The following is a 25,433-nucleotide window of genomic DNA, read 5'->3' as shown; positions in this document are numbered from 1 at the left end:
AATGGAAACTTCTATAAATAAAGAACAACAATTACAACCGAGTATTAAAATACTCTCCATGCATCCGTTGAAGTTTGCATTATGGTTGTTTATAGTTACTGTCGTGATGATATTTGCAGCACTTACTAGTGCTTATATTGTACGGCAGTCGGAAGGAAATTGGTTAATTTTTGACTTACCTACCGTCTTTTTGTACAATACGATTATTCTGGTAGCTAGTAGTATTACAATGCATTTGGCCTATATTTCAGCTAAAAGAGATAATTTCAAGAACTTGAAGCTTTTTATGATTTTAACAGCTGGCTTGTCAATTGCCTTTTTTGTAGGTCAGTACGAAGCATGGGGAGCCCTTGTCGACAGAGATGTTTACTTTGTAGGTAATCCTTCTGGCTCATTTTTGTATGTAATTTCAGGTTTGCATGCATTTCATTTGATTTCAGGGCTGATTTTTATTTTAATTATGTTATTTTCGGCTTTTAAATATAAGGTTCATTCTAAAAATATGGTAAAAATGGAAATGTGTACTACATATTGGCACTTTTTAGATGGACTTTGGGTATATTTATATATATTTTTGTTGTTAAATCATTAATCCTTTTTTGAACAGATAAATTTATGGCAACTACTGCAACAATTGATACTACTACAAAAAACCAATGGGGAGGTGGAGTAGCCCCTATGAATGCTAGTTATGGAAAACTGATGATGTGGTTCTTCCTTCTTTCGGATGCATTCTCATTTTCTGCTTTATTGATAACCTACGGTCTCATCCGTTATGCACACCCTGCTTATGAAGGTACTGTATCTGAATTTACTTTCAGTACAGAGTATTGGCCAATTCCTGAGATGGTATTTGAGGCTGTTCCTTTTCTTCATGGGGTACATGCTCCTTTGATATTCGTTGGTATCATGACCTTCATTTTGATTTTAAGTAGTGTTACCATGGTATTGGCTGTTGAAGCTGGCCATAGAATGGATAGAAAGGGCGTTATCAAATGGATGCTTTGGACCATTATCGGTGGATTAACTTTCTTGGCATGTCAGGCTTGGGAGTGGAGTCACTTTATCCATGGCACAGCAGAAGGCACAGTAAACGCCATGGGAGAAACCATATTTGGTGCTAATCTTACAGAAAATCAATATGGTCCCCCATTATTTGCATCATTATTCTTCTTCATTACAGGATTCCATGGTTTCCATGTATTCAGTGGAGTAGTAATAAATTTCATTATTTTCTTTAATGCAGTGGTAGGCACCTATGAAAAAAGGGGACATTACGAAATGGTTGAAAAAACTGGGCTTTATTGGCACTTTGTTGATTTGGTTTGGGTATTTGTATTTACACTTTTCTACTTAATTTAACTAGAGCAAGTTAGGAAAGTAGAAATTAGAGATATTAATTAAAAGAATTCATATAAGATATGTCACACGAAGAAACTAATAACGTTCAGGTTATTCCTGAAGATAAAGAAAAGACCAAGAAAATCTGGAAGGTAGCAGCAATACTAGCAATAGTAACCATAATTGAGTTTATTTTCGCATTTACTTTACCTAGAGGTATAATTCTAGTATCTATTTTTTTAGGTTTAACAGTTGTAAAAGCATTTTATATTGTAGCTGAGTTTATGCACCTTAAGCACGAACAAAAAGCTTTAATTTGGTCAATCATGATCCCAACCATTTTAATTTTATGGCTAGTTGTAGCACTAATGGTTGAAGGTAGTGCGATCTTTAATATTAGAAATTAAATTAATTGATTTGAAAATTTAAATGAATCAGGTTGATGTAGATCAGCCTGATTTTTTTGTTTATGAAGAAGTCAAAAATTCTTATACTACTAGTTACCCTTAGTTTTCCTGTGATTTTATATTTGTTTTTGAGATCCTATGGTCAAAATGAATTTAACTTGCCCATCTTTTTTGAGGATCAAGAAAAAAGGTATTGTAATGATGTTAATCTGACAAGGGATAATGTAGAGTTCATGAACTTGAATCAGAAGGAAATTGTAAAGTTATCAGAGATTTACGATGCGGATTTTAAAGTAATTCACTTTCCAAATACTCAAGATCCAGAAATCCAGACCCTGAAGAATGAGTTAAACAGGGTGTTGAATACTTTCGATGAAGTGTCTATTAGTATTTTAAGTTTACAATCCATTGATTCAGGAAAAGTAGATCAGTTAGGCAATACTGGATTTTTGCCCTCGAAAAAATCGAAGACATATCTTTATCACGAAAATAAACGAAATAGCCTTATTAATTGTCTGTACGCCTTTCCAACGAAAGAATGGGATGGAGAACATCCTTCTGAGGATATTATTGCAGCGGACGAGACTTTAGTGCTTTTAGATGAGCAGAACCGGATAAGAGGCTATTACAATGGGTATGAAACAAAAGAGGTGGACAGATTGATATTAGAAATTAGAGTTTTATTAAGTAAGAAATAAATGGAATCAGTTAATACTAATCAAAAATCATATACTAGCTTAATTTGGATATTGTCAATTGCAATTCCAGTGGTAGTTGCAATCTTAATATTTACACCGGAGAAAATACAAGGAGCAGGTGATTGGGTTTATATGTTACCACATTTAAATGCCACTTTTAATACTTTAACTACCATCGTATTGCTATTAGGTTTGTATTTCATAAAGCAAAAGAATATTAGGGCTCATAAGAGTATGATGTCTATCGCTTTTACTTTGGGCAGTTTGTTTTTAGTTAGCTACGTGATTTATCATTCTACAGCAGATTCTACAGTATACGGAGATGTAAATGGGAATGGTGTTTTAGAGGAAGCGGAAAAGACGGGAAAATTGATGTTTTGGAGAGGTTTTTATGTTGTCATATTACTTTCTCATATTCTGCTAGCAGCAATCGTTGTTCCCTTTGTCCTATTTGCCTTTTACTATGCATTGACGGATAAGATCGAAAAGCATAAGAAGATCGTGAAGTGGACCTTCCCAATATGGCTGTATGTTTCTATAACTGGAGTGATCGTTTATGGTATGGTAAGTCAATATTATCTTAATTAATGAGAACTCTTATCCGTTTGATGCAGTTTTATAAGTAAATAATTTATGATGAGAAAGCTTTTCTTCTTTATATTTTCTTTTCTGTTTGTTGGCCTTTCCAATGTTTCTGCACAGTGTGCAATGTGTAGGGCAACAGTAGAGAACAATGTTAATAATGGTGAAATTGGAATAGCTAGTTCACTAAATTTTGGAATCTTATACCTTTTTGCTGCCCCGTATTTAGTGGCTATGGTAATCGGGATTTTATGGTATAGAAACAGTAAAAAGCACAGCAAGAAGATTAATATTAAAGAGCTTCTCTCAAGAAAGCTCAACTCATGAATAAATCTATGTGACGCTTTGTCCCTTATCGCAGCTTTATTTCATTTCAATTCTTTAAAGTCCAGTACGATTATTGCTATATTGATGCTTTAATTCATCCCAATCAATTGTGAAGAAGTATTTAGTTTATATTTTTTTAATAACACTGGCCCTCTTGATTTTTAGCTTACGCAGTTACTATCATTCAAAGGAATCAGATAGAGAGGGATTTATTTCTGAAACGCAAACAAGGGTTTTAGAAGAGCTGCTCAAAGTAGAGAAAGATAAAGATCAGTGGAATGCATATTTCTCACAAAATAGATCCTTAGACTTTAAGTCTTTAAACGAAATTAAGACGACTTATCCTTTTTATATTTTCAAGAATATATCACTGGTATATTGGTCCGATGAACATTATGCCCCTGAATCAAAGAAGTATCGAAAAGAAGGTTGGCATTTTGTAAATAAGCAATCTGGTCAGTATTTGGAATATTCATTAAAGTCTAAAAGTGGAGATGTTCATATAATTTCAGTTATTCCTTTATTTGAATATTATGATGTGAATAATGAATATGTCCAATCAGGATATAATAGTAAAATATTACCCCCATCCGGTATTAATCTTTATCAAAATAAAAATGAGGATGCGTATGAAATTAGTGATTTAAACGGAGATCCCATTTTCTTTATCTCCTTGACAAATGAATTTGAATTTTATCATCAGGAGTTACATTATCTTATCCTCTTTTTAGAGTTTCTTTTTATATCTCTGTCCATATTCTCCTTATGGAGTTATTGTTCCTCCCGGAAGAATACAGTTCTTAAAATTTCTACCTTTGTCGCAGGAATTTCTGTTTTATGGGTACTGATGGAGCTTTTTGATATGCCTTTTCATGCCAAGGATTTAAGACTTTTTGACCCGAAATTTTTCGCTTCTTCCGATTTCAATCCTTCAGTAGGAAATTTACTGATTAATTGTGTACTTTTTTTTATTGTAGGCTTTTTTTTCATCAGGAAGATCAAGACTTATTTACTTCGGAAATTCCGTAGTAGTCAATTATCAGGATGGGGGATAAATTTCTTATCATATCTCACGACCTTAGGGATCTTCTATTTCATTCATTTGATCTATATTCATTCTAATTGGGGTATAGATAGTACTGCTTCAATTGAGTTTAGCATATTTCAAATCTTATCTTTTGCAGTAGTCTTGCTATTTGGCTTTTTGGTGTTTGAGGTATTTAAAGTAGCTCACTTCTTCAATACTCAAGAAAAGTTAAGCCCTGTATATTTCTTAAGCGTCCAGTTGGCTTGTTTTGGTGCTTTTCAGATATTTGCAATCAAATTTGGTTATCCAATCTTCTGGATTGGTCTTACTGTGATGCTTTTCAATTCAGTGATTTTCTTTTCGAAATTGGGGGCAGTCCTCGAGAATATTAACTTTTTGAGCTTCATCTATATATTTTTATTGATTATTGCGATTTCAATAATTAGCGCTATCTCAGTTCAATTTCTCGAAAAACAAAATGAAGCCAACCAAAGAAACATACTGGCAGATAAGATATTAAATGGCAATGATGTCTTAGCTGAATACATGATCAATCAGCTGGAAGAAAGCCTCAGGAATGATGAATATATAAAAAGACAGTTTTTACTTCCCTTAACACCATACAAAACCATTGCTGATAAAATTGAAAGGTATTATTTGAATGATTATTTCGAAAAATATGAAAAGTCTATAAAGATTTTTGATGCGGAAGGTAATTCGATTTATCCAAATGGGAGCTTACCAATGTCCTCCTCTTATCCAATCCAGCAGATGAATGCCAGGAACAAACGTGGAGAGCTGAAATTGTATCTGGTGGGAAATAATGAGGAAAACCAACTTCAAAGAAATTATATATATGTCTTTGAAGTAAAACACTATAATTTTGTTTTTGCTAAGATCGTTTTAGAATTAAAGCCAAAAAAGATCAGACCTGATAATGTATTCCCTGAACTATTGGTGAAAAATCGAAATATCCCTACCTTTTTGGATATTCCTTACGATTATGCACTTTATAAAAACGATACCTTATCTTATAGTGTAGGGGATTTAAATTTTCCCAATGTCGTAGAGGATGATGTCTCCGAAGATGCCAGTTTACTTAAAATTCAACATGACCGTAATCTTAAATTTAATGTTATCATAAACAATGGGGAAAAGTTGATTTTTAGTAAAACCAGTAATTTTTGGTACCGGTTTTTTTCTAATATTTCATTTTTCTTTGTTCTATCTTTCGTCTTAATATTTGCATTTTCCGCTATTCAGTTTATTAAGATTTACTGGAAAACTAGGAGTATTGGCCTTAGCGCAAAAATTCAATTATATTTTTCTTTAGCTTTTCTAATACCATTGCTTTCTGTAAGTGTTTCTACACTCGGATTTGTAAATGCTACTTTTTTAGATGATATAGTCTCTAAGTATGAGGAAAATACCACCAGAGTAGCTAATCAATTGGTTCCTTTATTGATGAATTATGAAAGTGGATTACTAGATAAAGCTAATCTAAATAATGATATCTCTACTATTACAAAAATCATAAATGCCGATATAAATCTTTACGATTTAAATGGGCAACTTTTTTTAACGAGCCAGCCTCAAGTATTTGAAAAGAACCTGTTATCGTATAAGGTAAATCCGCAAGCATATGCATCTATTCTGCAGAGTGGACAAAAGATGATAACCCTTGAAGAGCAAATTGGAAACTTGACTTACCAATCGGCCTACGTTGGAATTAGGTCTTACAATACGGGTGAGTTATTAGCCATCTTGGGTAGCCCATTTTTTAAATCCAATAAGGAATATGATTTGTTGTTTACCGATTTGCTGAATAATGTGTTCAATATATTTGTAGCTTCTTTTATTGTATTTATCTTCTTGGCTTACACTGCCACTAAAATTTTGACCTCTCCATTGAACCTTCTTAAACAAAAACTTTCTCAGGTTAACTTATCTGCAGATAATAAGCCTATACATTGGCAAGTCGATGATGAAATTGGCTTATTAATTAAGGAATACAATCAGATGCTTTTAAAACTTGAGAAAAGTAGGCAAGCCTTGAGTAAAACAGAAAAGGAATCTGCTTGGCGAGAAATGGCTCAGCAAGTGGCACATGAAATCAAAAACCCGTTGACCCCTATGAAGCTTTCATTGCAACATCTGCAAATGAAAATTCAAAAGTCAGATAGTCCTCTCCCTGATGCTTCGGCTAAGATTGATAGCATTTTATCGCAGATCGAAAATTTAAGTGATATTGCTACTTCATTTTCTTCTTTTGCTAAAATGCCGATTCCGCAGAATGAAAGAATATGCATAACGGATATCTTAAGAAAAGTGGTCGATTTCTTCAAAGCAGAGCATGTAGAAATTTATTTGGATTTACCTAGCGAGGATATTTATGTATGGGCTGATCTTAAGATAATGGAGCGGACTTTTAATAATATGATATTGAATGCCTTGCAAAGTGGTGAAGAGGAACAATATATTGAGATCAATATAAAGATTGATTTGCAAAATGAAATAGTTAGAATTTCTATTCATGATAATGGTATGGGGATTCCTGAGGATAATTATAACAAAGTATTTTTGCCTAACTTTACAACCAAATCTACAGGTTCAGGAATTGGGTTGGCTGTGGCTAAAAGAGGAATCGAACATGCGGGAGGGGACATTTGGTTTGAATCAGAACCAAACGTGGGAACAACCTTTTATATTGAATTAAAAAGGCAGAACTAGTTTTGAAGTGGGCAAAGAAAGTTGTTTTGATCATATTGATGGGCTTTATTTTAGGCCCACAATTAGTAAGTGCCCAAAATTATTGTTTTCAAACGGCTTATTCAGCACTTTCTGTACCTGATTCGGCTTTGATTGTTCCTAGTTCATTGCAGATCCAAAATCAGTTTGGAGACAGCGTTTCTTATGCGATATCTAAAGGATTACTTATAATTAATAAAGTAAATGAACATGACACCGTAAGGGTTTGCTTCAATTATATCCTCAAAAATCAGCAAATTGTACATACGGCTGTACCGGAACAACTTTTTGATAGCACTGCAAAATTTCAACAAAAATTACAGCATGATAATTCTAATCATCAAACTACTCAAGAATTTCTGGGCTTGGAAGGAATAAAAATTTCAGGTGCGTTCATGCGCTCCGTTTCTGCTGGAGATCAACAATCTGCTATGATGCACTCTGTTATGGATTTAACTATTGCGGGAAATATTTCTGATGAATTAATGCTCCAAGCGCGATTGACAGATCAACAAATGCCATTCGAGCCCGAGGGGAATACTCAACGCTTGCAGGATTTTGACAGAGTAAATGTGCAGCTCAAGCATGAAAACTGGGAGCTGGAAGCAGGTGATTTAAATATTAGATCTAATTCAAACCTGAATTTTTTAAAATATAATCGACAAGTGCAAGGCTTAGGCGTATTATCATCTAAACTTTCATTTGACTCGACAAAATCGAATACTCAACTGGTGACCTCATTTGCAAGAAGCAAAACGGGAGTGCAAAATATTGAGCCTTTAGAAGGAGTTTTAGGTCCGTATCGAATCAAGGGTCCTCAAAATGAGCCGTTTATTTTTATTTTATCTGGCTCTGAGAAAATATTTTTAGATGGAAAGCAGTTGCAAAGAGGGTTGGACAATGATTATGTAATAGATTATAATGCTGCTGAAATAACGTTTAACTCCCAACACTATATTTCAAAATATAGCATTATCCAAATTGAATTTGAATATTCCGAAAGGCAATATAGTAGAAATGTAACCACACTAAAGCATGAGCAATCCGTTGGTAATTTGGACGTAAATTTTGGTTATTTCCAACAGACTGATAAACCGGATAATCAGATTGATGATTTAAGTCAATCAGATTTCAATGCGCTTTCAACTTTGGGCAATAATGCAGATTACGCAGAAATACCGGCAATAGATAGTCTAGGATATTCCGCTGATAAAGCACGATATACTAGAGTTGATTCAATAGTGGATGGAAAGAGTTATTGGGTTTATAAGTTGTCCAATAATCCAGAGATAGCTCATTATCAAGTAAATTTTACAATGGTCGGGGAGAACCAAGGTCATTATAGAATAGCTAATTCTTCGGAGAACGGGGTAGTTTATGAATGGGTGGCTCCAATAGATGATGTGCCACAAGGTAATTATGAACCAATAAAGAAAATGGCTTTGCCTCAGAATCAAAGAATTATTAATATCGGACTGAATTATAATTTGAAGGATGATTCCGATTTAAGCTTTGAATATGCGGGTTCTGAATTTGTTACAAACAGGTTTAATAAAGATGATACTCAGTTAAAGGGTAATGGCATGGCAATAGGATTCAGCTCTGCCACAAAATCTCTTCATTTCATGGAAAAGACCAGCATTAATTATTTCATTAAATATGAATTTCTGGATTCCGCATTTTCACCAGTTCAGCCTTTCCGAGCACTGGATTTTAATAGAAACTGGGGAATGGAGGAGTCAGCTGGTTTCCAAGCCGGAGAAGAGCATTTAATACATTTAGGAACAAGCATTGAGTCTAAAAACAAAGCATTAAGCTATGATGTGGCGCTACGAAATAAAGAAAATCTGGGAAGCGGATTTCAGCATAATATAAACTTTCAAAATAACGGAGATATCAGCATTACTGTCGATGGGTTTTTGATGGAAAGTGATAATGGAAATTTGAATACTGAATGGAAAAAGGCGCTGGTTGATTTTAAATATGCCAAATATAAATTAATGCCAGGCTATACTTTTCGAACGCAACAACATGAAATCAAAAACATGGACGAAATAAACAGAAGTTTCCAACATTTTGATAGTCATCAGTTCTATATCGCTAAGGAAGATTCAGGGAAATGGAATTTTAATTTATCTCATGAAATACGTTCCGATGAAATCCCCCTCGAAGGGCAAATGACTAATTCAGAAGTTGCCCAAAATACTCAATTGAAATCTTCATTTAATTATGGACAGGGAAATAGTTTTATTCTTAATTTTCTTAGAAGAAATATCCAATCAAAATTAGATTCTGTACAGTCTCAACAGTTTTTTCAAGGAGGCCTACATTGGCAGTCTTCTTTTTGGGATAATAACATCACTCAGAACCTAAATTTCCAAACAGGAACTGGCCGTGTTTTGCAGAGAAGTTACTTTTTCATGGAAGTGGCTAGAAGGTTAGGAACGCACTCTTGGTCAGATTTGAATGATAATGGGGAGCAAGAGCTTAATGAGTTTTTTGAAGATGAAACAGATTATGGAGACAGGAATTATGTTAAAGTGCTAACGATGGGTGATGAATATCAGACTGCCTACATTAATAATCTGCAATATCAACTCCGGTGGAAAATGCCTATTGAATGGGGTAATTCTCAAAATCTACTGCAGTACCTGGGTAAAATTTCAGGAAACTTTAATGCTAATTTGGATACTAAAAATACTTTTGAAGACTGGGTAGATAGGATCTCGCCTTTCCAAGCAAAGGAAGATGGAAGTGTTTTATCCTCTAGAAATATGTGGAAATCCAGTTTATTTTACAATCGTGGTGGAAATGCATTTTTGGAAGCCGTGTGGTCACAGTCCGGTAGGAAACAATTGTTGTTAGATGGTTTTGAAGGAGTAGATAGAAGTAACTTCTCTTTTGCGGGTACATGGAATGCTTTTCCGGATTGGAATTTTAATACATTATATAGAATTTCTCAAAACAGCTCGTTTTCAGATAGGGTAGAGGAAAGAGATTACCAATTCAGTTCCTCAGCAGTTATCCCAAAAATTATGTGGCAGGGCGGAAATAACCATAGGTTGAGTTTGTCTTACAAAAACGAAAATAAATGGTGTCCTAATGAGGGAATTGGGGGAGAGGTATTTGTAAATTCGGTTGAGCTCGCTAATAAATTTATTCAGGGAAGCAATGGTATTTTAGAATCTAAATTTAGTTACGTTAGTGTAAATTCAGAATTAGTTGATAATCAAAGTGCTTTGGCGTATGAAATGTTTGAAGGACTCAGAGCAGGCGAAAACTATGTTTGGAATGTCTCATTTAGAAGAAAAATCATAGGGGATTTAAACTTAATTCTTCAGTACATTGGTAGAAAAAGTCAAGACCAAAAAGCCATACATAATGGTACTGTTCAGTTAACAGCTTTGTTTTAAAGTGATTTGCGAAGTTTTTTCATAAACTTACTAGCAAATATAAAATCCTCTAGATCTTCTTGACCAGAAGTCAGGATATTGTCCGAATTACCTTCCCATAATTTCTTACCTTTTGCAAGATACATGATGTGTTCTCCTATTCCCATTACGGAATTCATATCATGAGTAACCACTATAGTGGTCACATTTAATTCATGAGTAATTTCTTGAATTAGTTCATCAATAAGTAGCGATGTTCTTGGGTCAAGACCTGAGTTTGGTTCGTCACAGAACAAATAATTTATATCATTTACAATGGCTCTAGCAATGCCTACTCGCTTTTTTTGCCCACCACTGATTTCTGAGGGCATTTTCTTATTGATGTTATCAAGGCCTACTCTATTCAATACATTATTAACACGATCAAGCTTTTCATCTTTTTTCATATCCGTCAGTAGCTCAAGTGGAAACATTACATTCTCTTCAATATTTTTTGAGTCAAATAATGCACCGCCCTGGAAAAGCATGCCAATTTCTCTTCTCATTTGTGATTTTTCTTCCTTATCAGCTTTAAGAAAGGCTCTATTATCATAAAGTACTTCTCCTTGCTCTGGAATAATTAAACCAACAATACATTTTAATAATACACTTTTACCTGTTCCACTTGCACCAATGATTAGATTGGTGATACCTCTCTCAAAGGTTCCAGAAATATCATCTAAAACTTGTGTTCCGTTAAACGACTTCGATATATTTTTGATTTCAATCATGGCTTAGTTTAATAACAATTCAGCTAAAACATAATCAGCTAACAGCACTGCAATACAACTTTTAGTTACAGCACTAGTACTTGATTGTCCAACTTCTAATGCACCGCCAGTGGTATAAAATCCCTGAAAAGCAGAGATTGAAGAAATTAAAAAGGCAAAAACTATAGACTTAATAAGCGCGAATTTTACAGTGTATGGATTAAAATCTATTCTAATACCATAAACATATTCGGTCTCGGTCAAAATACCAGTCATTGTGCCTGCTATGTAGCCTCCATATAAGGATAAGAATCCTGCAATTACCACTAAAAGTGGGTACATTATCATGGCGGCCACTATCTTCGGCAACACCAAATAAGAAGATGAATTGATACCCATCACTTCCAAGGCGTCAATTTGCTCTGTAATCCTCATGGTGCCGAGCCCACTAGCAATACTTGATCCTACTTTTCCAGCAATTACAATGGCGGTAATAGTTGGAGCAAGTTCTAAAACCACCATTTCTCTGGTAACCTGCGCTACAACATAGTTTTGGATTAGTGGACTAACTAAATTGTAAGCTGTCTGCACCGTAGTAACTGCGCCCATAAAAGTCGATGTTATAGCTACTATTATAATGGAGTTCCAGCCTATGGAAATACACTCATTAATCGTGAGTTTGAAATAGGATGAAAAAGTCTCTCTCCTTACAAACATGCTCCCAATAAATATAAAATAGGCACCTATTGATTTCATTCTTTTTTCATTATTTTATTGGCAAAAGCTTAACCCATATTTGACATTGTCCTTTAAGGGAAATTTGCGACAAATTTTACTTATAGGTGATCGTCAATAATTGATCTCGAATTAGTAATTTAAGTTGTTTAATATTTATTGTAACTTAGTAACGTTATTCTCTTCTTGTTCTTCAAATTTAAAGTTAGCATGAAAATTTTCTTTGCAATAGATAAAAGCTGTAAAGTACTCAAAAATTTCAGTTCCATATGAAAATTAATTCATAAACATTACGCTACTATTGCCTTGAAGTTTGAAGAACAAACTTAATAATCCTTAATTTCGTATTTTTAACGACAATAATAGAAATTATAGTATGAGTAAATATATCGTAGTAACTGGTGGTACAAAAGGCATTGGTAGAGCATTAATTCTAAAATTTGCAGAGAATGGGTTTAACATAATTACATGTTCTCGGAAAGAGGCAGATTTAAGTGTGTTGAAAGAGGAAGTGGAAAGTCGGCATAAAGTAGAGGTTTTTGTTATGCAGGCTGATTTATCCCTAAAGGATGACGTGAAAGAGTTTGCTGATTTCGTTTTGAAAACTACCTCAAAAGTGGATGTTTTGGTTAATAATACTGGAGTTTTCATACCAGGAAGCATTATAAATGAACCCGAGGGAAATCTGGAAATGATGATGAATACAAACTTGTTTTCAGCTTATCATCTAACTAGAGCATTATTACCCGTAATTATACCACATAAAAGTGGCCATATTTTCTCAATGAGTAGTATTGCAGGAATTACTGCTTATGCAAGTGGAGGTTCCTACAGCATTACAAAATATGCAATGCAAGGTTTTACCAAGTGTTTAAGAGAGGAATTGAAAGAAGAAGGAGTGAAAGTTACAGCTGTATTGCCTGGAGCGACTTTCACAGCAAGTTGGGAAGGAGTAGATTTACCGCATGAGAGGTTTATGAAGGCGGAAGATGTAGCTGAATCAGTTTGGTCAGCATTTTCCTTATCCGATAGAACAGTTGTTGAAGAAATAGTATTAAGACCACAATTAGGAGATATATAAAGCAATGAGCGAAAGAATATTTTTATCAGCTCCTCATATGGGAGGTGAAGAAATTAAATATATACAACATGCCTTTGATGAAAATTGGATCGCTCCCTTGGGGCCCAATGTCAACGGTTTTGAAGAAGATATTCAAAAATATAATAGCATTCCTTATGCGGCAGCTTTAAGCTCTGGAACGGCTGCAATTCATCTTGCGCTTATAATTCTGGGAGTAAAAAAAGACGATGTTGTTTTGGCTTCTAGTTTCACCTTTTCTGCTACAATCAATCCTATTGTTTATCAATTGGCTGAGCCGGTTTTAATCGATAGTGAAGAAGAGACTTGGAACATGGATCCCGAACTTCTAGAAAAATCGATAAAAGAGTATATAGCCAAAGGGAAGAAACCAAAGGCAATAATTTTTGTCCATTTGTATGGAATGCCCGGTAAAATTCAAGAAGTAAAAGCTATATCTGAAAAGTACGAAATCCCGCTTATAGAAGATGCAGCCGAGGCTTTAGGTTCAAAATTAGACGGAAAACCACTTGGTACTTTTGGTGATTTCGGGGTTTATTCTTTTAACGGGAATAAAATCATAACTACTTCTGGTGGAGGTGCCTTGGTTTCTGAGAATAAGGATTGGATAGATAAAGCAAGGTTTTTAGCTACGCAGGCAAGAGATGCAGCACCGCATTATCAACATTCTGAGATTGGCTATAATTACAGAATGAGTAATATAGCTGCTGGTATAGGTAGAGGTCAAATGAAAGTTTTAAATCAATGGATTGAAAATAGACGTTCCAATCATGATTTTTATGAGAAAGAGCTAAAATCACTTGGCTTTGATTTTTTATATGAGAATGATTCTGCATTTAGTAATAGATGGTTAACTTGTGTGTTATTCAGTCGAGTATCGAACAAGGAGCCTGAAGAATTGAGGCAAGATCTAGAAAAATATAATATTGAAACCAGACCCTTATGGAAGCCAATGCACTTACAGCCTATCTTTAAAAATAGTAAAGCTTATCTGTCAGGAGTTTCTGAAAAGCTATTTCAAAAAGGACTTTGTCTTCCCTCTAGTTCGTCCTTGACAAATGAACAAAAAGACTTGATTATCGAAAAAATAAAGGTCTTTTGTAAATAAAAGCTTAAATTATTATAAAAAAATATCAAATAGATTATATTTGTGTTGTTATGATCAAAAAGATTAATGATATCAGTTTTTTACCAAGGTGGATTATTTTACTAATCGACTTGGTATTGTTGATGTCTGCAATCGTTTTTGCCTATTTATTGAGATTTAATTTTAGTATTTCTGATATGCTGGCCTTCAAATTCACTGAAGGTTTAGTCTTATTTCTGATCTGTCATTTAATTTCAATTTTAATTACACAAAGCTATGCAGGGATTATTCGTTATACTTCTATAGAAGATGGTCTTCGTATTTCCTATACTACCTTTATTGGTACCTTATTAATAGCTATAGTTAGTTACCTCAATTTGTGGTACCAAGGAAGCGTTATCATTCCTGCTTCGGTCTTGATTATAAGCTTTATCCTATCTGTTGTAATTTTGTTTTCCTATAGGGTTTTGGTGAAAAATCTATTTGCATATTATAGAGATGCTGTCCGTCACAGAAAAAATGTAATGATTTTTGGTGCAGGGCAATATGGCATAATAACAAAGCATGTGATAGATGCAGATCCTAATGCAAGAATGCGAGTCGTAGGCTTTATAGATGATGATCTTAAAAAAGTGGGGAAAATATTGAATGGTGCGCCAATCTACGATGCGGAATATAATTTAGACGATATTTTAAATAGGTACCATATCCATGAAATTGTAATAGCGATCGCAAATCTTTCTGTTGACCGAAAAAATGAGTTAGTAGATTATTGTTTAAAGGCTCATGTAAAAGTAAGAACAGTTCCAGCCCCTGATAAATGGGTGAATGGAGAATTGAGCATGAATCAAATCAAAGAGATTCGTATTGAAGATCTATTAGGCAGAGAATCTATAAAATTGCAAAATCCTAAGGTGACGGAGAATATTGCAGGCAAAACTGTTCTGATTACTGGTGCTGCTGGCTCAATTGGTTCGGAAATTGCGAAACAAATCCTTAAAGTAAAGCCAAAAAAGCTTATTTTATTGGATCAAGCCGAATCTTTTCTATATGCTATTGATATCGAGTTGACTAATCTAAATGTTGGTGGTAATGTAGACATTATCCCAGTTATAATGGATGTTACCAATAATAGAAGGCTTGAAGTAATATTTGAAAAATATAAACCGAATGTAGTTTATCACGCGGCAGCCTATAAACATGTCCCTTTAATGGAAATGCATCCATTTGAAGCAGTATCGACCAATGTGTTTGGAACAAAATCATTAGCAGACTTTTCTGTTAAATTCAAGGTAGAAAAATTCGTAATGGTCTCTACTGACAAAGCGGTGAACCCTACCAATGTGATGGGTGCAACCAAAAGATTAGCAGAGGTATATGTACAATCTTTAAATGATTCCAAATCTGAAGAAGTTAAAAATAGTACGCAATTTATCACCACTCGTTTTGGAAATGTATTAGGATCAAATGGTTCTGTTATTCCGCTATTCAAAAAACAAATAGAAAAGGGTGGACCAATAACCGTTACTCATCCAGATGTTACTCGATATTTCATGACTATTCCGGAAGCCTGTCAGCTTGTTATTGAAGCTGGTATTATGGGTTTTGGAGGTGAAATTTTTGTTTTTGATATGGGTAGGTCCATTAAAATAATTGATTTGGCCAAGAAGATGATTCAGTTATCAGGCTATGAGGTCGATGATGATATCAAAATAATTTTTACAGGTCTTCGTGAAGGAGAGAAATTGTTTGAAGAGTTATTAAGCGACAATGAAACAACCTTACCAACGCATCATGAGAAAATCTTAATTGCCAAAACAGAAAGGATGGGGCATAAAGACATTATCAAAGAACTCCAGAAGCTTAATGATCTAATGTCAGATGAGAACGAATTGGGCATGATAATGCAGATAAAAAGTATTCTACCTGAATTTGTTAGCCATGCTTCCCGTTTTGAAGCCTTGGATGATGAACTTGCAAATGAAAGAAAACGCAAATGGAGTATTACCCGAAAAATCAGTTAGGCTTTCGTTTTCTTTACAGTGATTAGGCCTTCCTGGTATTCGTGAAATTTTTTCATTACATACCGAATAGAACGATAAGTAGTCAAAAGTACAGTTCTCAATTCCACTTTATTGACCCAAATAACCTTTTCAATCCCTTCTTCCTTTTGTGGCTTCATTTTCTTATCCTCTTTGAGGGTCATATGAAACCAGCTGGTTTTTTTGAGGTGGTTTTTTCCATTCCTAGTATATGTGTGCCATGTTTTACAAACTTTAGGGCCTAACTCAACCTGCACATTACATTCTTCTTCCACTTCCCTAACGGCAGCTGTTTCCACCTTCTCCTTTTTTTCAAGTTTTCCTTTTGGTAAATCCCATTTCTTCAGTCGATAAATAAATAGGTATTTATCTTTTTTGGTTACGATTCCACCTGCAGCTTCAACAATTTTAAACTCTTTCTTAAAACCTTTTATAACATTTGCATAATCGTAAACTTTGCATGCCAAAGAGTCAAGTTTTTTGTTTTTATCCGCTGATAGAAATCGATAGAAATCTAATATATCGGCCAGGCTACCTTTTCTAATAAGTACATCATCAATTAGATTATCGAATCGAATCTTCTCTTTTTCAGCATCAATAATAAGGTCATAATGCTCTCTATCTATTTCCCTTTCCATAGGGATTATATATAACGGAACATCATTGATAAAAACTTTCATAGGATTGGTTTTGAGCTATGCAATTAAAAGAATAATTCAGAATGTGCCAATTATTAATTTATAATTTAAACAGTGAAAATCAGAAAAGTTGTTTTCTAGGTTCAAATTGATTTCTTGATTGCAGAAATAGACTAATAGAAATACTTTTATTAATGTATTACTAATTTAAATATATGATCTAATTTTGCTCTATGAATTATCTGTCAGTAGAAAATATTACCAAAAGCTTCGGAGAAAGAGTCTTGTTTGAAAATATTTCTTTTGGATTAGCGCAAGGAGAAAAAGTAGCTTTAGTAGGAATTAATGGCTCTGGAAAGTCAACATTGCTTAAAATTTTGATGGGTGAAGAAACGCCTGATGAAGGAAATTTAAGCTTTCGTAATGATACAAAAGTGGGGTTTTTATCTCAAAATCCTCAATTTGAAGCCGGACAAAATGCTATGCAAGCCATATTTAGTTCTGATCATGAATCTCTGAATATCATCAAGGAGTATGAGAAATTAGCAGCAAATCCTGAAATGAATAGTAAAGAGCAGGCTCGCTTTCAGGATCTGATGGAAAAAATGGAAGCTCATCAACTATGGGATTATGAGAGTCAGGTTCAACAGATTTTAGGGCAATTAGGGATTGATAGTATTACGCAGTCCGTGGAGAATATGTCAGGAGGACAAAAGAAGAGGGTTGCTTTGGCTGCTCAATTAATTGTAAAGCCTGATTTTTTAATACTTGATGAACCAACCAACCACTTGGATATAAGTATAATTGAATGGCTGGAAAGTTATTTGGCAACACAAAATATGACTCTATTAATGGTTACGCACGACCGTTATTTCTTAGACAGAGTTTGCAATGGGATTTTAGAAATAGATCGTCAGCAAATATTTAAGTATAAAGGTAATTATGAAGAGTTTTTACTTAAAAAGGAGGAAAGAGAATCCATTGAGCAGATAGAAGTAGATAAGGCAAAAAACCTTATGAAAAAAGAGCAAGAATGGATGCGAAGAATGCCAAAAGCTCGCGGCACTAAAGCCAAATATAGGGTAGATGCATTTGAAGGTCTTAAAGATAAAGCTTCAAAGAATTTAAAGAGAGATCAAGTGGAATTGGAAGTGTCTCAGAAGAGGATGGGAGGAAAGATTCTGGAATTGAAAGCAGTATCTAAGGGTTTCGAGGAGAAGCAACTTTTTAAAAATTTTAGTTACACTTTTAAAAAGGGAGATAGAATTGGAATTGTTGGGCAAAACGGAACAGGAAAAAGTACATTCTTAAACATCTTAACTGGAAAACTAAAAGCTGACTCAGGTGATTTAGATCTTGGAGTCAATACAGAGTTCGGTTACTACAAACAACAAGAAATACAGTTTGATAATAGTAAGAAGGTTATTGAGGTTGTCCTGGAAATCGCAGAACACTTTTCCCTACCAGATGGAAGCGAAATATCAGCATCACAGTTTTTGAACAAATTCCTATTTCCACCAAAGCAACAACATGATTTTGTTCATAAGCTGAGTGGAGGGGAGAAAAGAAGATTGCAATTGCTATTAGTGCTTATCAAGAATCCAAACTTCCTGATTTTGGATGAACCTACCAATGACTTGGATTTACAGACACTCTCAATATTAGAGGACTTTCTCAACAGATTTCAAGGTTGTTTAATTATAGTATCGCATGATAGATATTTTATGGATAACCTAACTGATCAATTGTTTCTTTTTGAAGGAGATAATCAGATTAAAATCTTTAATGGTAATTACACGAATTATCGAGCTATAAAAGATCAGAAGCCCAAAGTAAAAAGTACAAAACCAACAGAAACAATCAACAAAGAGAAGCCAAAGGTAGAGGATAAGCAAAAGTTAAGTTATAAGGAGAAAAGGGAATTAGAATTAATCGACAAGGAGATTCCATTATTAAATAAGCAAAAGGAAGAATTGGAAGTTAATTTAGCAAAAGGAAAAGGGGATACAGATGATTTTTCTAATTGGGGTAAAGAATTAAATGAAATTAACAAAAAATTAGAGGAATTAGAAATGCGTTGGCTTGAGTTAAGCGAATTTGAAATGTAAAATTATGCATTGTGTTGATATTGAGAGGATTATCTTGTAAGTAGGATAGAAAACGACTAGAAGATTTTTAATGAGAGATTCTTTTTTTATTTTTTTATGAGTCACCTGTTTTATTTTAATAATCATTAGCTATATTTGCATCCCGTTAAGGAAATGCTTTAACGTTTTGTCTTGAAATGCCTTGGTGGCGGAATTGGTAGACGCGTTGGTCTCAAACACCAATGGGGTAACACCCGTGCCGGTTCGACTCCGGCCCAAGGTACACATAGCCCTGTTAATCATCTGATTTTCAGGGCTTTTTTATTATATAGGTGGCAAAATAGGTGGCAAACTTTTTTATTATAAATAGAAAAGCATAACATTTTTGTTAGATATTATATTTAATTTAAACTACTTCAAAAGAATTCTTACTCGACTAATCTTTCTGAAATTCCTCGTTACCAGTCGTATGTTAATTTAAGTAGGTGACGTAAGTATATTTTCGTTACTGACTGTACCAAAAAGTACATTTGAAAATTTCACCTATTTTGTTTTTATAAAAATTAAACTTTTATTTTAGTTTAAAATAAACCAAAACAATACCCCATGAAAATTTTTCTTTCCCATTTAATAGTTCTATTCCTTTTCACATCTTGTGAATCTCTGATTAAACCTGAACCAGAATTGCCCCCTATTACCACAGAAGGCAAAAACACCTTTGGTTGTTTGGTAAATGGGGAGGTTTGGTTGCCTAAAGGAGGTATTAATAATCCTAAATTGAATGTTTCACTTTCAAATTCTGGAGAATTTGAACTTCAAGCTTTTAGAGATGCTGATAGAGAAACCATTCAATTATATTTTATAGATTGCTGCGATGAAAATTTGAATTCGGAGATAAATAGTTTTCCATTTAGTGCAGCCGCAGCAAATTTGGGGGATTGTTTTTTTGAAACTGATTCAAGCGCAGGTCATTTCGAAATTTTAGAATATAGTCCTCGGGATTTCATTCTGGCAGGAACATTTGAATTTACGATCGAAAACGAATGTGACACCATTAGGGTCACTGAGGGTCGCTTTGATATCCGTTATCGTTAATACTTCCCTTAATTATTTCAATAAACTTTTCACTCAAATTTCAAACCAATGAAGAAACTTTACCCAATTGTTTTATTCCTAATTTTTGTAACTAAAATCTATGCTCAGGAAGTTGAAGTGGTGGATTCCATTAATCGGACGGTAAGTGAGGCAGCCGAGGAAATATTTCAAAACATTGATAATGCTGATATTACCACTGGCTTTTTAGTTGACCGTTCCTTAAGCGCCATGGATTTTGGCAATTTTACAGGTATTCCACAATTCTTGAAAGATACCACTGAACACCAACAATGGAAACATCTTTATGGGGTGTTCAAGCGCAATGCTGAAAATGAAACCGATGTTTGGAATAGTGACTTAATACTAAATATTTTCACTATTGACAGTTTGATAGAAGTACGAGGATTAACTGGTGATAATGTATTTCCTTGTGTTTTTTTTGATATTGATACAGAAGAATGGTACAATCAATATAACAACGAAAAACAATATTTATTGGATATATCATTAAACTATCCTCCCCAATTACCAAGGATTTGAAGGTGGCTACGACATATTGATGAAAAAATTGAAGTCATCAGCGTCCTCGATGATCAAGAACAAGGCTATGGGGTTTTGAATGATAGCAATAAGGTCGACTTGCTCAATTTTAGCCAAGTCTTTAGTACTCTTGAAAAATCTTGGGTTGGGAATGAAAATGAGTATCCGATAATGAATCAAGAAGATTTTTTTGAGAAGCTAGCGAATTCTAAGGATACTGATAGTGTTGTACCTATTGCGATTCTGAACATGGAAATCAATCGATTAAAACCCACTGCTATTGAGTCGGATGCTTTGTCATTTGAGGATGGAGTTTTAAATCCTATTGGGGAACCCTATGAATATTTAGAGACGATTAATTGGTTATTTGCTAGTCCACTTAGCTTACAACTTGAAGGAAGGAACCAACAATTTCGTTTAGATCGTGAATTATATGTTCAACATCAAAGCAAAAATATTGAATCAATAGCAATAGATTTTGATGATGAGAATGGATTTATAGAGCTTACATGGGATGATGTAATAGCGGTGGATTATGAAGATATAGGAGAAAAGGAAATTGTGGTGAGGTTAACTTATGAAGATTGCAGTTTTGCCTATAGTCAATCTATAATTGAGGTGACCGAAAACAGTAATAGCACAAGCCAAAGATATGTAGGTATAGCTGATGAGGAATTTCATATTGATGCTGGAAGGTCTTATGAAGGAGAAACAGCAGGAGGAACAGTAAGCATTGAATATGGATGTGGAAACGATCAATTAAGAAAACCATTTATTATCATAGAGGGTTTCAACCCCCCTGAATATGATGTTTTTAATGGCAATTCTGATTATGAAGGTTTTTTTAATTCATTAAGATTTAATATGAGAAATAGCCTCCAAAATGCAGGATATGATTTAATATACCTTAATTACGATAATGGAGCTGAACCCATTCAGCGAAATGCTTATTTGGTTCAAACTTTACTTAAAATAGTTAATGAAATGAAGGCTGATAATGGAAGCGTTGAGCCTAATGTGGTCTTAGGATCAAGTATGGGAGGTTTAGTGGCAAGGTATGCACTAGCTGAAATGGAACGTCCTTTAGATGGCAGGGAGTCTGAAGAACATGATACAAGGTTATACATATCTTTTGACAGTCCGCACAGAGGGGCTAATTTTCCTTTAGGCATGCAATATATGGTAGATCATATAAGTTATATGCCCCAATTAGAGGAAAGTGTAGAGGAAGTAAAGCGGATTATGAGGAGCGGGATCATTGATCCTGATGAATTTGATATTGATTTTGAAAATTTCACTCAAGATATAGGGAGTAAAATATTTGACAGACCAGCTACTAAACAGCTTTTAATTCAACAAATAAGAGAAAATGCCACCCATCATAATGCCTTTATGGAGGAGTATCATCAGCTGGGTATGCCACAAAATACTAGGAATATTGCCATTGCCAATGGTTCTCAAATTGGAGAAGGATTGCCTTTTGATCAGAATGATCGTTTGTTTAGGCTTAATTATTTTGGGGCAATCAACGGAATTTTAAGAGCTATTAGAAGAATTGGAGAGGGTGTTAATCCTGATATACGAGAAATGAGTGGATTCCAAAGATTATTAGATTCTTTTAAAATTATAGGTATTGTAGCGTCAAATAATTACTACTCAAGGTTTAGGGTTGAGCCTTCTAATCCTACAAACAATATAGAGGTGATTTACAGAGGATCTGTTTTTGGTAATTTACTTTTAATTCCGATCCCATTGAATATTAGAACTGTGAAGACAAGAAATCAAGCGCCATTAGATTTTGCACCAGGGGGAAGTTTTAATTATGGATTAGATGGTATTCCAGAATTTATAGTGGATGCCGGGCCAGGGGTTTTTAGCCATATCCCCACAGTGAGTGCCTTGGATATCGATATTGAAAATAATGAAGATTATTTTATGGATGTACGGAATGCTAATATATTAGGTAATAATCTGACGGAGTTTGATAATTATGCAGCACCAGATGCCGATTTTTTAGATGCTAACCTAGAACCCACCTTTAATGAGCGACATACCACTTTTACTAATTTCAATGAAGCCTTATTCTTAGAAGAAGTAATCAGAAATAATGATTTCACGCCACTAGATTTGTCAACTACAAATTTTACTTTTTCAGGTGAGCCATACTATAACTTTACAGAATTTACCGATAATAGAATATACAGTGGCTTTATTAATAATGGTGAAAGTTTGCTGATCAATAATGATGTTGCCTCAGCTTTTCCTTCTTCTAATATATCGAATCCGAACGTTGATTCTCACATTAGGGTAACTGCTTCTGGCGTTAGTAATTGTAATTATAGGCCTACTGAAATTACGGTTGAAGATAGTGGGGAAATCATTATTGGTGACGGAGCTGATTTTACAGGTGAACTATATATGCTTTCAGGCACAAGTTTAAGATTTAATGAAGGAAGTAGATTGGTAATCAACGAAGGTTCATCCTTAACAATGGATTGCGGAAGTCAATTTATTTTTGAAGAAGGGGCTGAAATTGTTAATAATTCAGGAAATTTATTCATCAATACTGAAATAGAATATATTGGTTCAGGAGAATTTCCCTATGATTATGAAGTTGGTAATGGGGTTAATATTGATACTGAAAATATAAATTTAACAGGCCCAGAATATGTTTGTGTAGGGGATGAGATTGAATTTAGGTTGAATAATTGGGATTTAATTAATGATTTCACATTCGAATCTGAAAATGGAGAAGATGAATTTTTTACAGTTGTTGAACAGTCTTCGGATTTGATTAGAATTAGAGTTGAACAAGGCTTTAGTGGTAGTGTCAATTTGATTGCAAATTTAAGACTTGATGAAGCTTGTGGAAGTACAGCTAAGGTTACAAAAGAAATTATATCAGGTGCATTTTTGAATCAACCAGTTAGTGTTAATTATGCATTTGGTGATGCTGTGGGAGGTGGAATATTTGTTGAGGAACAGTTGTGTCCAAATACAGATTATATTTGTTTGCTTACAATTGAAGATGAAAATATTATTAATAAGCTACAAGAGGTAGATTGGACTGGAACGGGAGCGACTGTCGGAAATATTAATACTAATACTGAATTAGGGCAAAGTATCGTCTATTTCACAACTTCAGATGATCCTGAAAATGATTTATTGACCTTTAGATTAGGCAGTATTTGTGGTGATTTCAGTTCAATAAATGATATAGATTATAACACTAAATACGAATGTAATAGTGGTTTTAGGGTTTCATTGTCACCTAATCCAACTTCTTCGGAAACTGAAGTTGTCATTGAAGACTATAAAACAAATGAAAGTTATGAAATGAGTTTACTTTCAAATTCAGGTAATTTATTATCTACCCAACCTATTAAAAATCAAAAAACTAAATTGGATATCTCTAGACTGAAATCAGGTGTTTATTATATAAAAGTTGATGGCCCAAATGGAGTTAGTACAAGGAAAGTATTGGTGAATTAATTGTCAACATAGAATTTGGATTAAGAGAAGCCCTGTTTATCATTTGATTTTCAGGGCTTTTTTGTTTTATAGGTGGTAGAATGGGTGACAAAAATATTTTTACTATAAGCCGATATTCTACTATTTCGAGATCAAATTGAAATGTAACTCTTTATGTAAGTAGCTAGATTACTTTTTTGATTGGGTATTTTTGATTTCATGATTTTAATTCATTGGTTTTTCATTTTCGTTTATGCTACCTTTATTAATGCACGTTGTATGTGTATTAGCTGTCAGTTCCTTTTTTCCACGACAATTGGTTTTAATCTTTCATAGCTGTTTGTCTAAGTGTTTTTCTAGGTTTTAAAGTCAGACTGTGTTTGGACAAAAGCAATAGATAAGGAAAGTAGTTTTTAAGAAGGAGCTAAATAAAGTTTTATCTTTTTAAGTTGAATTTTAGAGTAGTAGACGATGTCGAATAATTTAGATGTACAAATCATAGAATATTCAAATAAATCCTTGGTGATCATTGATGGGAAGATCTCCTTTAATAGATTCTATATATTGTATTGTTACTATCGATCCTTTTTAAAACAACCTGCTTTTATGGTTAAGGGGCAAATTGTTTTGAATTTATTTTCATCTTTTAATCATCGATATGCTGGTGATAATAACCATAGATCATTCAAAATTGAAAGATGTTGCTTTATTAATACTTTTATAATTCAGGATGAAACATTTGGTAAGAAATTACCTAAGCATGTGAGACTCATTAGAAGTGAGAATCTTTCTGAAACAAGTACTTTGTCAAAAATCTACGGTCTAGATTCTTTTACTATTCGTTTTGACTTTTGTTATATTAAATATTTACTAATTGATTCTGATTTAGGTGAAAAATTAGAAATGCAATTTAGTAATATGATTATTCAGGTAGTGAATTTTGTACTTTCAATTAACTCAACTCTAAGTTTCTATAAAACTTCTTTTTTGGATAGAGTAAATATGCCAATGATACCTGTAAAGTCAAAGGTTCAGTTTCATGAATGTAAATTCCAAACCTTTAATTGTTATAATACTAAATTTAGAAACTTAATTGATTTTTATAAATCAGAATTTTTTGCTCCAACACAATTCCATCTTACTGATTTTATGGATAGAGCTGTTTTCTCACAAGTAATATTTAGAAAAGAAGTACAGTTTTTGTACTGCAGAACAAGGTACTAAAACCTCCTGTTCGGAGGTTTTTTTGTTTTCAGATATTCTAAGCCCTAGCTACTTAAACTTTTAAAGTAGTGGCTTTCAATAGATTGAAATTATTTCAAATTTAATTACTATTTCTTCATTGTTTAGAAAGAAAAAGCTTCTACA

Annotated in this window: 19 protein-coding genes and 1 tRNA gene; 17 read left to right on the top strand and 3 right to left on the bottom strand. The window is 33.8% G+C overall.

From position 1 onward, the window contains the following. The first annotated feature begins 1 nt into the window (after window position 1). The 8 genes from AAC601_RS17525 (at window position 2) to AAC601_RS17490 (ending at window position 10,543) form a co-directional block, all read left to right on the top strand. Window positions 2-592: a cytochrome c oxidase subunit 3 gene (locus AAC601_RS17525; RefSeq protein ID WP_340153975.1), complete on the top strand. Its 591-nt coding sequence runs from the start codon at window positions 2-4 to the stop codon at window positions 590-592. 23 nt (window positions 593-615) lie between these two features. Then, a complete protein-coding gene (locus AAC601_RS17520) occupies window positions 616-1,362 on the top strand; it encodes a cytochrome c oxidase subunit 3 (RefSeq protein ID WP_303270179.1) in 747 nt (248 codons plus the stop codon). Window positions 1,363-1,421: 59 nt separating this feature from the next. Continuing rightward, on the top strand, window positions 1,422-1,748 hold the full coding sequence (locus AAC601_RS17515; protein WP_303270178.1) for a cytochrome C oxidase subunit IV family protein: 327 nt from the start codon (window positions 1,422-1,424) through the stop codon (window positions 1,746-1,748). Window positions 1,749-1,810: 62 nt separating this feature from the next. Further along, window positions 1,811-2,446 (top strand): hypothetical protein, encoded by a 636-nt coding sequence (locus AAC601_RS17510; protein ID WP_303270177.1) that lies wholly within the window; start codon window positions 1,811-1,813, stop codon window positions 2,444-2,446. Further along, window positions 2,447-3,034, top strand: coding sequence for a DUF420 domain-containing protein (locus AAC601_RS17505; RefSeq protein WP_303270176.1), 588 nt, complete (start codon window positions 2,447-2,449; stop codon window positions 3,032-3,034). 48 nt (window positions 3,035-3,082) lie between these two features. Beyond that, window positions 3,083-3,355, top strand: coding sequence for a hypothetical protein (locus AAC601_RS17500; RefSeq protein ID WP_303272078.1), 273 nt, complete (start codon window positions 3,083-3,085; stop codon window positions 3,353-3,355). Between the two features lie 154 nt (window positions 3,356-3,509). Beyond that, window positions 3,510-7,112, top strand: a complete 3,603-nt coding sequence (locus tag AAC601_RS17495) for a HAMP domain-containing sensor histidine kinase (protein WP_340153974.1) — start codon at window positions 3,510-3,512, stop codon at window positions 7,110-7,112. Between the two features lie 2 nt (window positions 7,113-7,114). Beyond that, a complete protein-coding gene (locus tag AAC601_RS17490) occupies window positions 7,115-10,543 on the top strand; it encodes a hypothetical protein (protein ID WP_340153973.1) in 3,429 nt (1,142 codons plus the stop codon). Here AAC601_RS17490 and AAC601_RS17485 read toward each other — a convergent pair. Continuing rightward, window positions 10,540-11,292: an ATP-binding cassette domain-containing protein gene (locus AAC601_RS17485; protein WP_303270173.1), complete on the bottom strand. Its 753-nt coding sequence runs from the start codon at window positions 11,290-11,292 to the stop codon at window positions 10,540-10,542. The genes AAC601_RS17490 and AAC601_RS17485 overlap by 4 nt on opposite strands. A gap of 3 nt (window positions 11,293-11,295) precedes the next feature. Beyond that, on the bottom strand, window positions 11,296-12,027 hold the full coding sequence (locus tag AAC601_RS17480; protein WP_303270172.1) for an ABC transporter permease: 732 nt from the start codon (window positions 12,025-12,027) through the stop codon (window positions 11,296-11,298). 355 nt (window positions 12,028-12,382) lie between these two features. Between AAC601_RS17480 and AAC601_RS17475 the strand changes: the two genes are divergently transcribed. Genes AAC601_RS17475 through AAC601_RS17465 form a run of 3 tightly spaced genes read left to right on the top strand, consistent with a single transcriptional unit; the run spans window position 12,383 to window position 16,216 of the window. Further along, window positions 12,383-13,087 (top strand): SDR family oxidoreductase, encoded by a 705-nt coding sequence (locus AAC601_RS17475; RefSeq protein ID WP_303270171.1) that lies wholly within the window; start codon window positions 12,383-12,385, stop codon window positions 13,085-13,087. 4 nt (window positions 13,088-13,091) lie between these two features. Then, entirely contained in the window at window positions 13,092-14,213 is a 1,122-nt protein-coding gene (locus AAC601_RS17470) for an aminotransferase class I/II-fold pyridoxal phosphate-dependent enzyme (RefSeq protein ID WP_303270170.1), read from the top strand. A 50-nt stretch (window positions 14,214-14,263) separates the two neighbouring features. Further along, window positions 14,264-16,216 carry a nucleoside-diphosphate sugar epimerase/dehydratase gene (locus AAC601_RS17465; protein ID WP_303270169.1) on the top strand — a complete coding sequence of 651 codons (1,953 nt, stop codon included), beginning with the start codon at window positions 14,264-14,266 and terminating at the stop codon, window positions 16,214-16,216. On the opposite strand, the gene AAC601_RS17460 is transcribed toward AAC601_RS17465, so the two are convergent. Next, complete coding sequence (locus AAC601_RS17460) at window positions 16,213-16,914, bottom strand: NUDIX domain-containing protein (protein ID WP_303270168.1); 702 nt, start codon at window positions 16,912-16,914, stop codon at window positions 16,213-16,215. The two genes, AAC601_RS17465 and AAC601_RS17460, sit on opposite strands and share 4 nt — an antisense overlap. Window positions 16,915-17,105: 191 nt before the next feature. On the opposite strand from AAC601_RS17460, the gene AAC601_RS17455 reads away from it, so the two are divergent. The 6 genes from AAC601_RS17455 (at window position 17,106) to AAC601_RS17430 (ending at window position 25,289) form a co-directional block, all read left to right on the top strand. After that, window positions 17,106-18,980 carry an ABC-F family ATP-binding cassette domain-containing protein gene (locus tag AAC601_RS17455; RefSeq protein WP_303270167.1) on the top strand — a complete coding sequence of 625 codons (1,875 nt, stop codon included), beginning with the start codon at window positions 17,106-17,108 and terminating at the stop codon, window positions 18,978-18,980. A 178-nt stretch (window positions 18,981-19,158) separates the two neighbouring features. Then, window positions 19,159-19,242, top strand: a tRNA-Leu gene (locus AAC601_RS17450). A 323-nt stretch (window positions 19,243-19,565) separates the two neighbouring features. Then, the gene (locus tag AAC601_RS17445) at window positions 19,566-20,054 is read left to right on the top strand and encodes a hypothetical protein (RefSeq protein WP_303270166.1); all 489 of its coding nucleotides are present in this window, start codon (window positions 19,566-19,568) and stop codon (window positions 20,052-20,054) included. A gap of 48 nt (window positions 20,055-20,102) precedes the next feature. Beyond that, a complete protein-coding gene (locus AAC601_RS17440; protein WP_340153972.1) occupies window positions 20,103-20,594 on the top strand; it encodes a hypothetical protein in 492 nt (163 codons plus the stop codon). Window positions 20,595-20,765: 171 nt separating this feature from the next. Then, window positions 20,766-24,086, top strand: a complete 3,321-nt coding sequence (locus AAC601_RS17435) for a T9SS type A sorting domain-containing protein (RefSeq protein ID WP_340153971.1) — start codon at window positions 20,766-20,768, stop codon at window positions 24,084-24,086. Window positions 24,087-24,536: 450 nt separating this feature from the next. Then, on the top strand, window positions 24,537-25,289 hold the full coding sequence (locus tag AAC601_RS17430) for a hypothetical protein (protein ID WP_303270164.1): 753 nt from the start codon (window positions 24,537-24,539) through the stop codon (window positions 25,287-25,289). Window positions 25,290-25,433 lie beyond the last annotated feature (144 nt).

The sequence above is a fragment of the uncultured Marivirga sp. genome (assembly GCF_963974845.1).
Lineage (GTDB): Bacteria > Bacteroidota > Bacteroidia > Cytophagales > Cyclobacteriaceae > Marivirga > Marivirga harenae.
This window is presented reverse-complemented; position numbering and strand designations above follow the sequence as displayed.

Excerpts from the sequence above, each read along its gene's own strand:
- AAC601_RS17445 (WP_303270166.1), top strand. The coding sequence starts at position 19,566 with ATGAAAATTTTTCTTTCCCATTTAATAGTTCTATTCCTTTTCACATCT.
- AAC601_RS17505 (WP_303270176.1), top strand. The coding sequence starts at position 2,447 with ATGGAATCAGTTAATACTAATCAAAAATCATATACTAGCTTAATTTGG.
- AAC601_RS17455 (WP_303270167.1), top strand. The coding sequence starts at position 17,106 with ATGAATTATCTGTCAGTAGAAAATATTACCAAAAGCTTCGGAGAAAGA.
- AAC601_RS17440 (WP_340153972.1), top strand. The coding sequence starts at position 20,103 with ATGAAGAAACTTTACCCAATTGTTTTATTCCTAATTTTTGTAACTAAA.
- AAC601_RS17510 (WP_303270177.1), top strand. The coding sequence starts at position 1,811 with ATGAAGAAGTCAAAAATTCTTATACTACTAGTTACCCTTAGTTTTCCT.
- AAC601_RS17520 (WP_303270179.1), top strand. The coding sequence starts at position 616 with ATGGCAACTACTGCAACAATTGATACTACTACAAAAAACCAATGGGGA.
- AAC601_RS17500 (WP_303272078.1), top strand. The coding sequence starts at position 3,083 with ATGAGAAAGCTTTTCTTCTTTATATTTTCTTTTCTGTTTGTTGGCCTT.
- AAC601_RS17515 (WP_303270178.1), top strand. The coding sequence starts at position 1,422 with ATGTCACACGAAGAAACTAATAACGTTCAGGTTATTCCTGAAGATAAA.
- AAC601_RS17465 (WP_303270169.1), top strand. The coding sequence starts at position 14,264 with ATGATCAAAAAGATTAATGATATCAGTTTTTTACCAAGGTGGATTATT.
- AAC601_RS17430 (WP_303270164.1), top strand. The coding sequence starts at position 24,537 with ATGTCGAATAATTTAGATGTACAAATCATAGAATATTCAAATAAATCC.
- AAC601_RS17435 (WP_340153971.1), top strand. The coding sequence starts at position 20,766 with ATGAATCAAGAAGATTTTTTTGAGAAGCTAGCGAATTCTAAGGATACT.
- AAC601_RS17460 (WP_303270168.1), bottom strand. The coding sequence starts at position 16,914 with ATGAAAGTTTTTATCAATGATGTTCCGTTATATATAATCCCTATGGAA.
- AAC601_RS17480 (WP_303270172.1), bottom strand. The coding sequence starts at position 12,027 with ATGAAATCAATAGGTGCCTATTTTATATTTATTGGGAGCATGTTTGTA.
- AAC601_RS17525 (WP_340153975.1), top strand. The coding sequence starts at position 2 with ATGGAAACTTCTATAAATAAAGAACAACAATTACAACCGAGTATTAAA.
- AAC601_RS17470 (WP_303270170.1), top strand. The coding sequence starts at position 13,092 with ATGAGCGAAAGAATATTTTTATCAGCTCCTCATATGGGAGGTGAAGAA.
- AAC601_RS17475 (WP_303270171.1), top strand. The coding sequence starts at position 12,383 with ATGAGTAAATATATCGTAGTAACTGGTGGTACAAAAGGCATTGGTAGA.
- AAC601_RS17485 (WP_303270173.1), bottom strand. The coding sequence starts at position 11,292 with ATGATTGAAATCAAAAATATATCGAAGTCGTTTAACGGAACACAAGTT.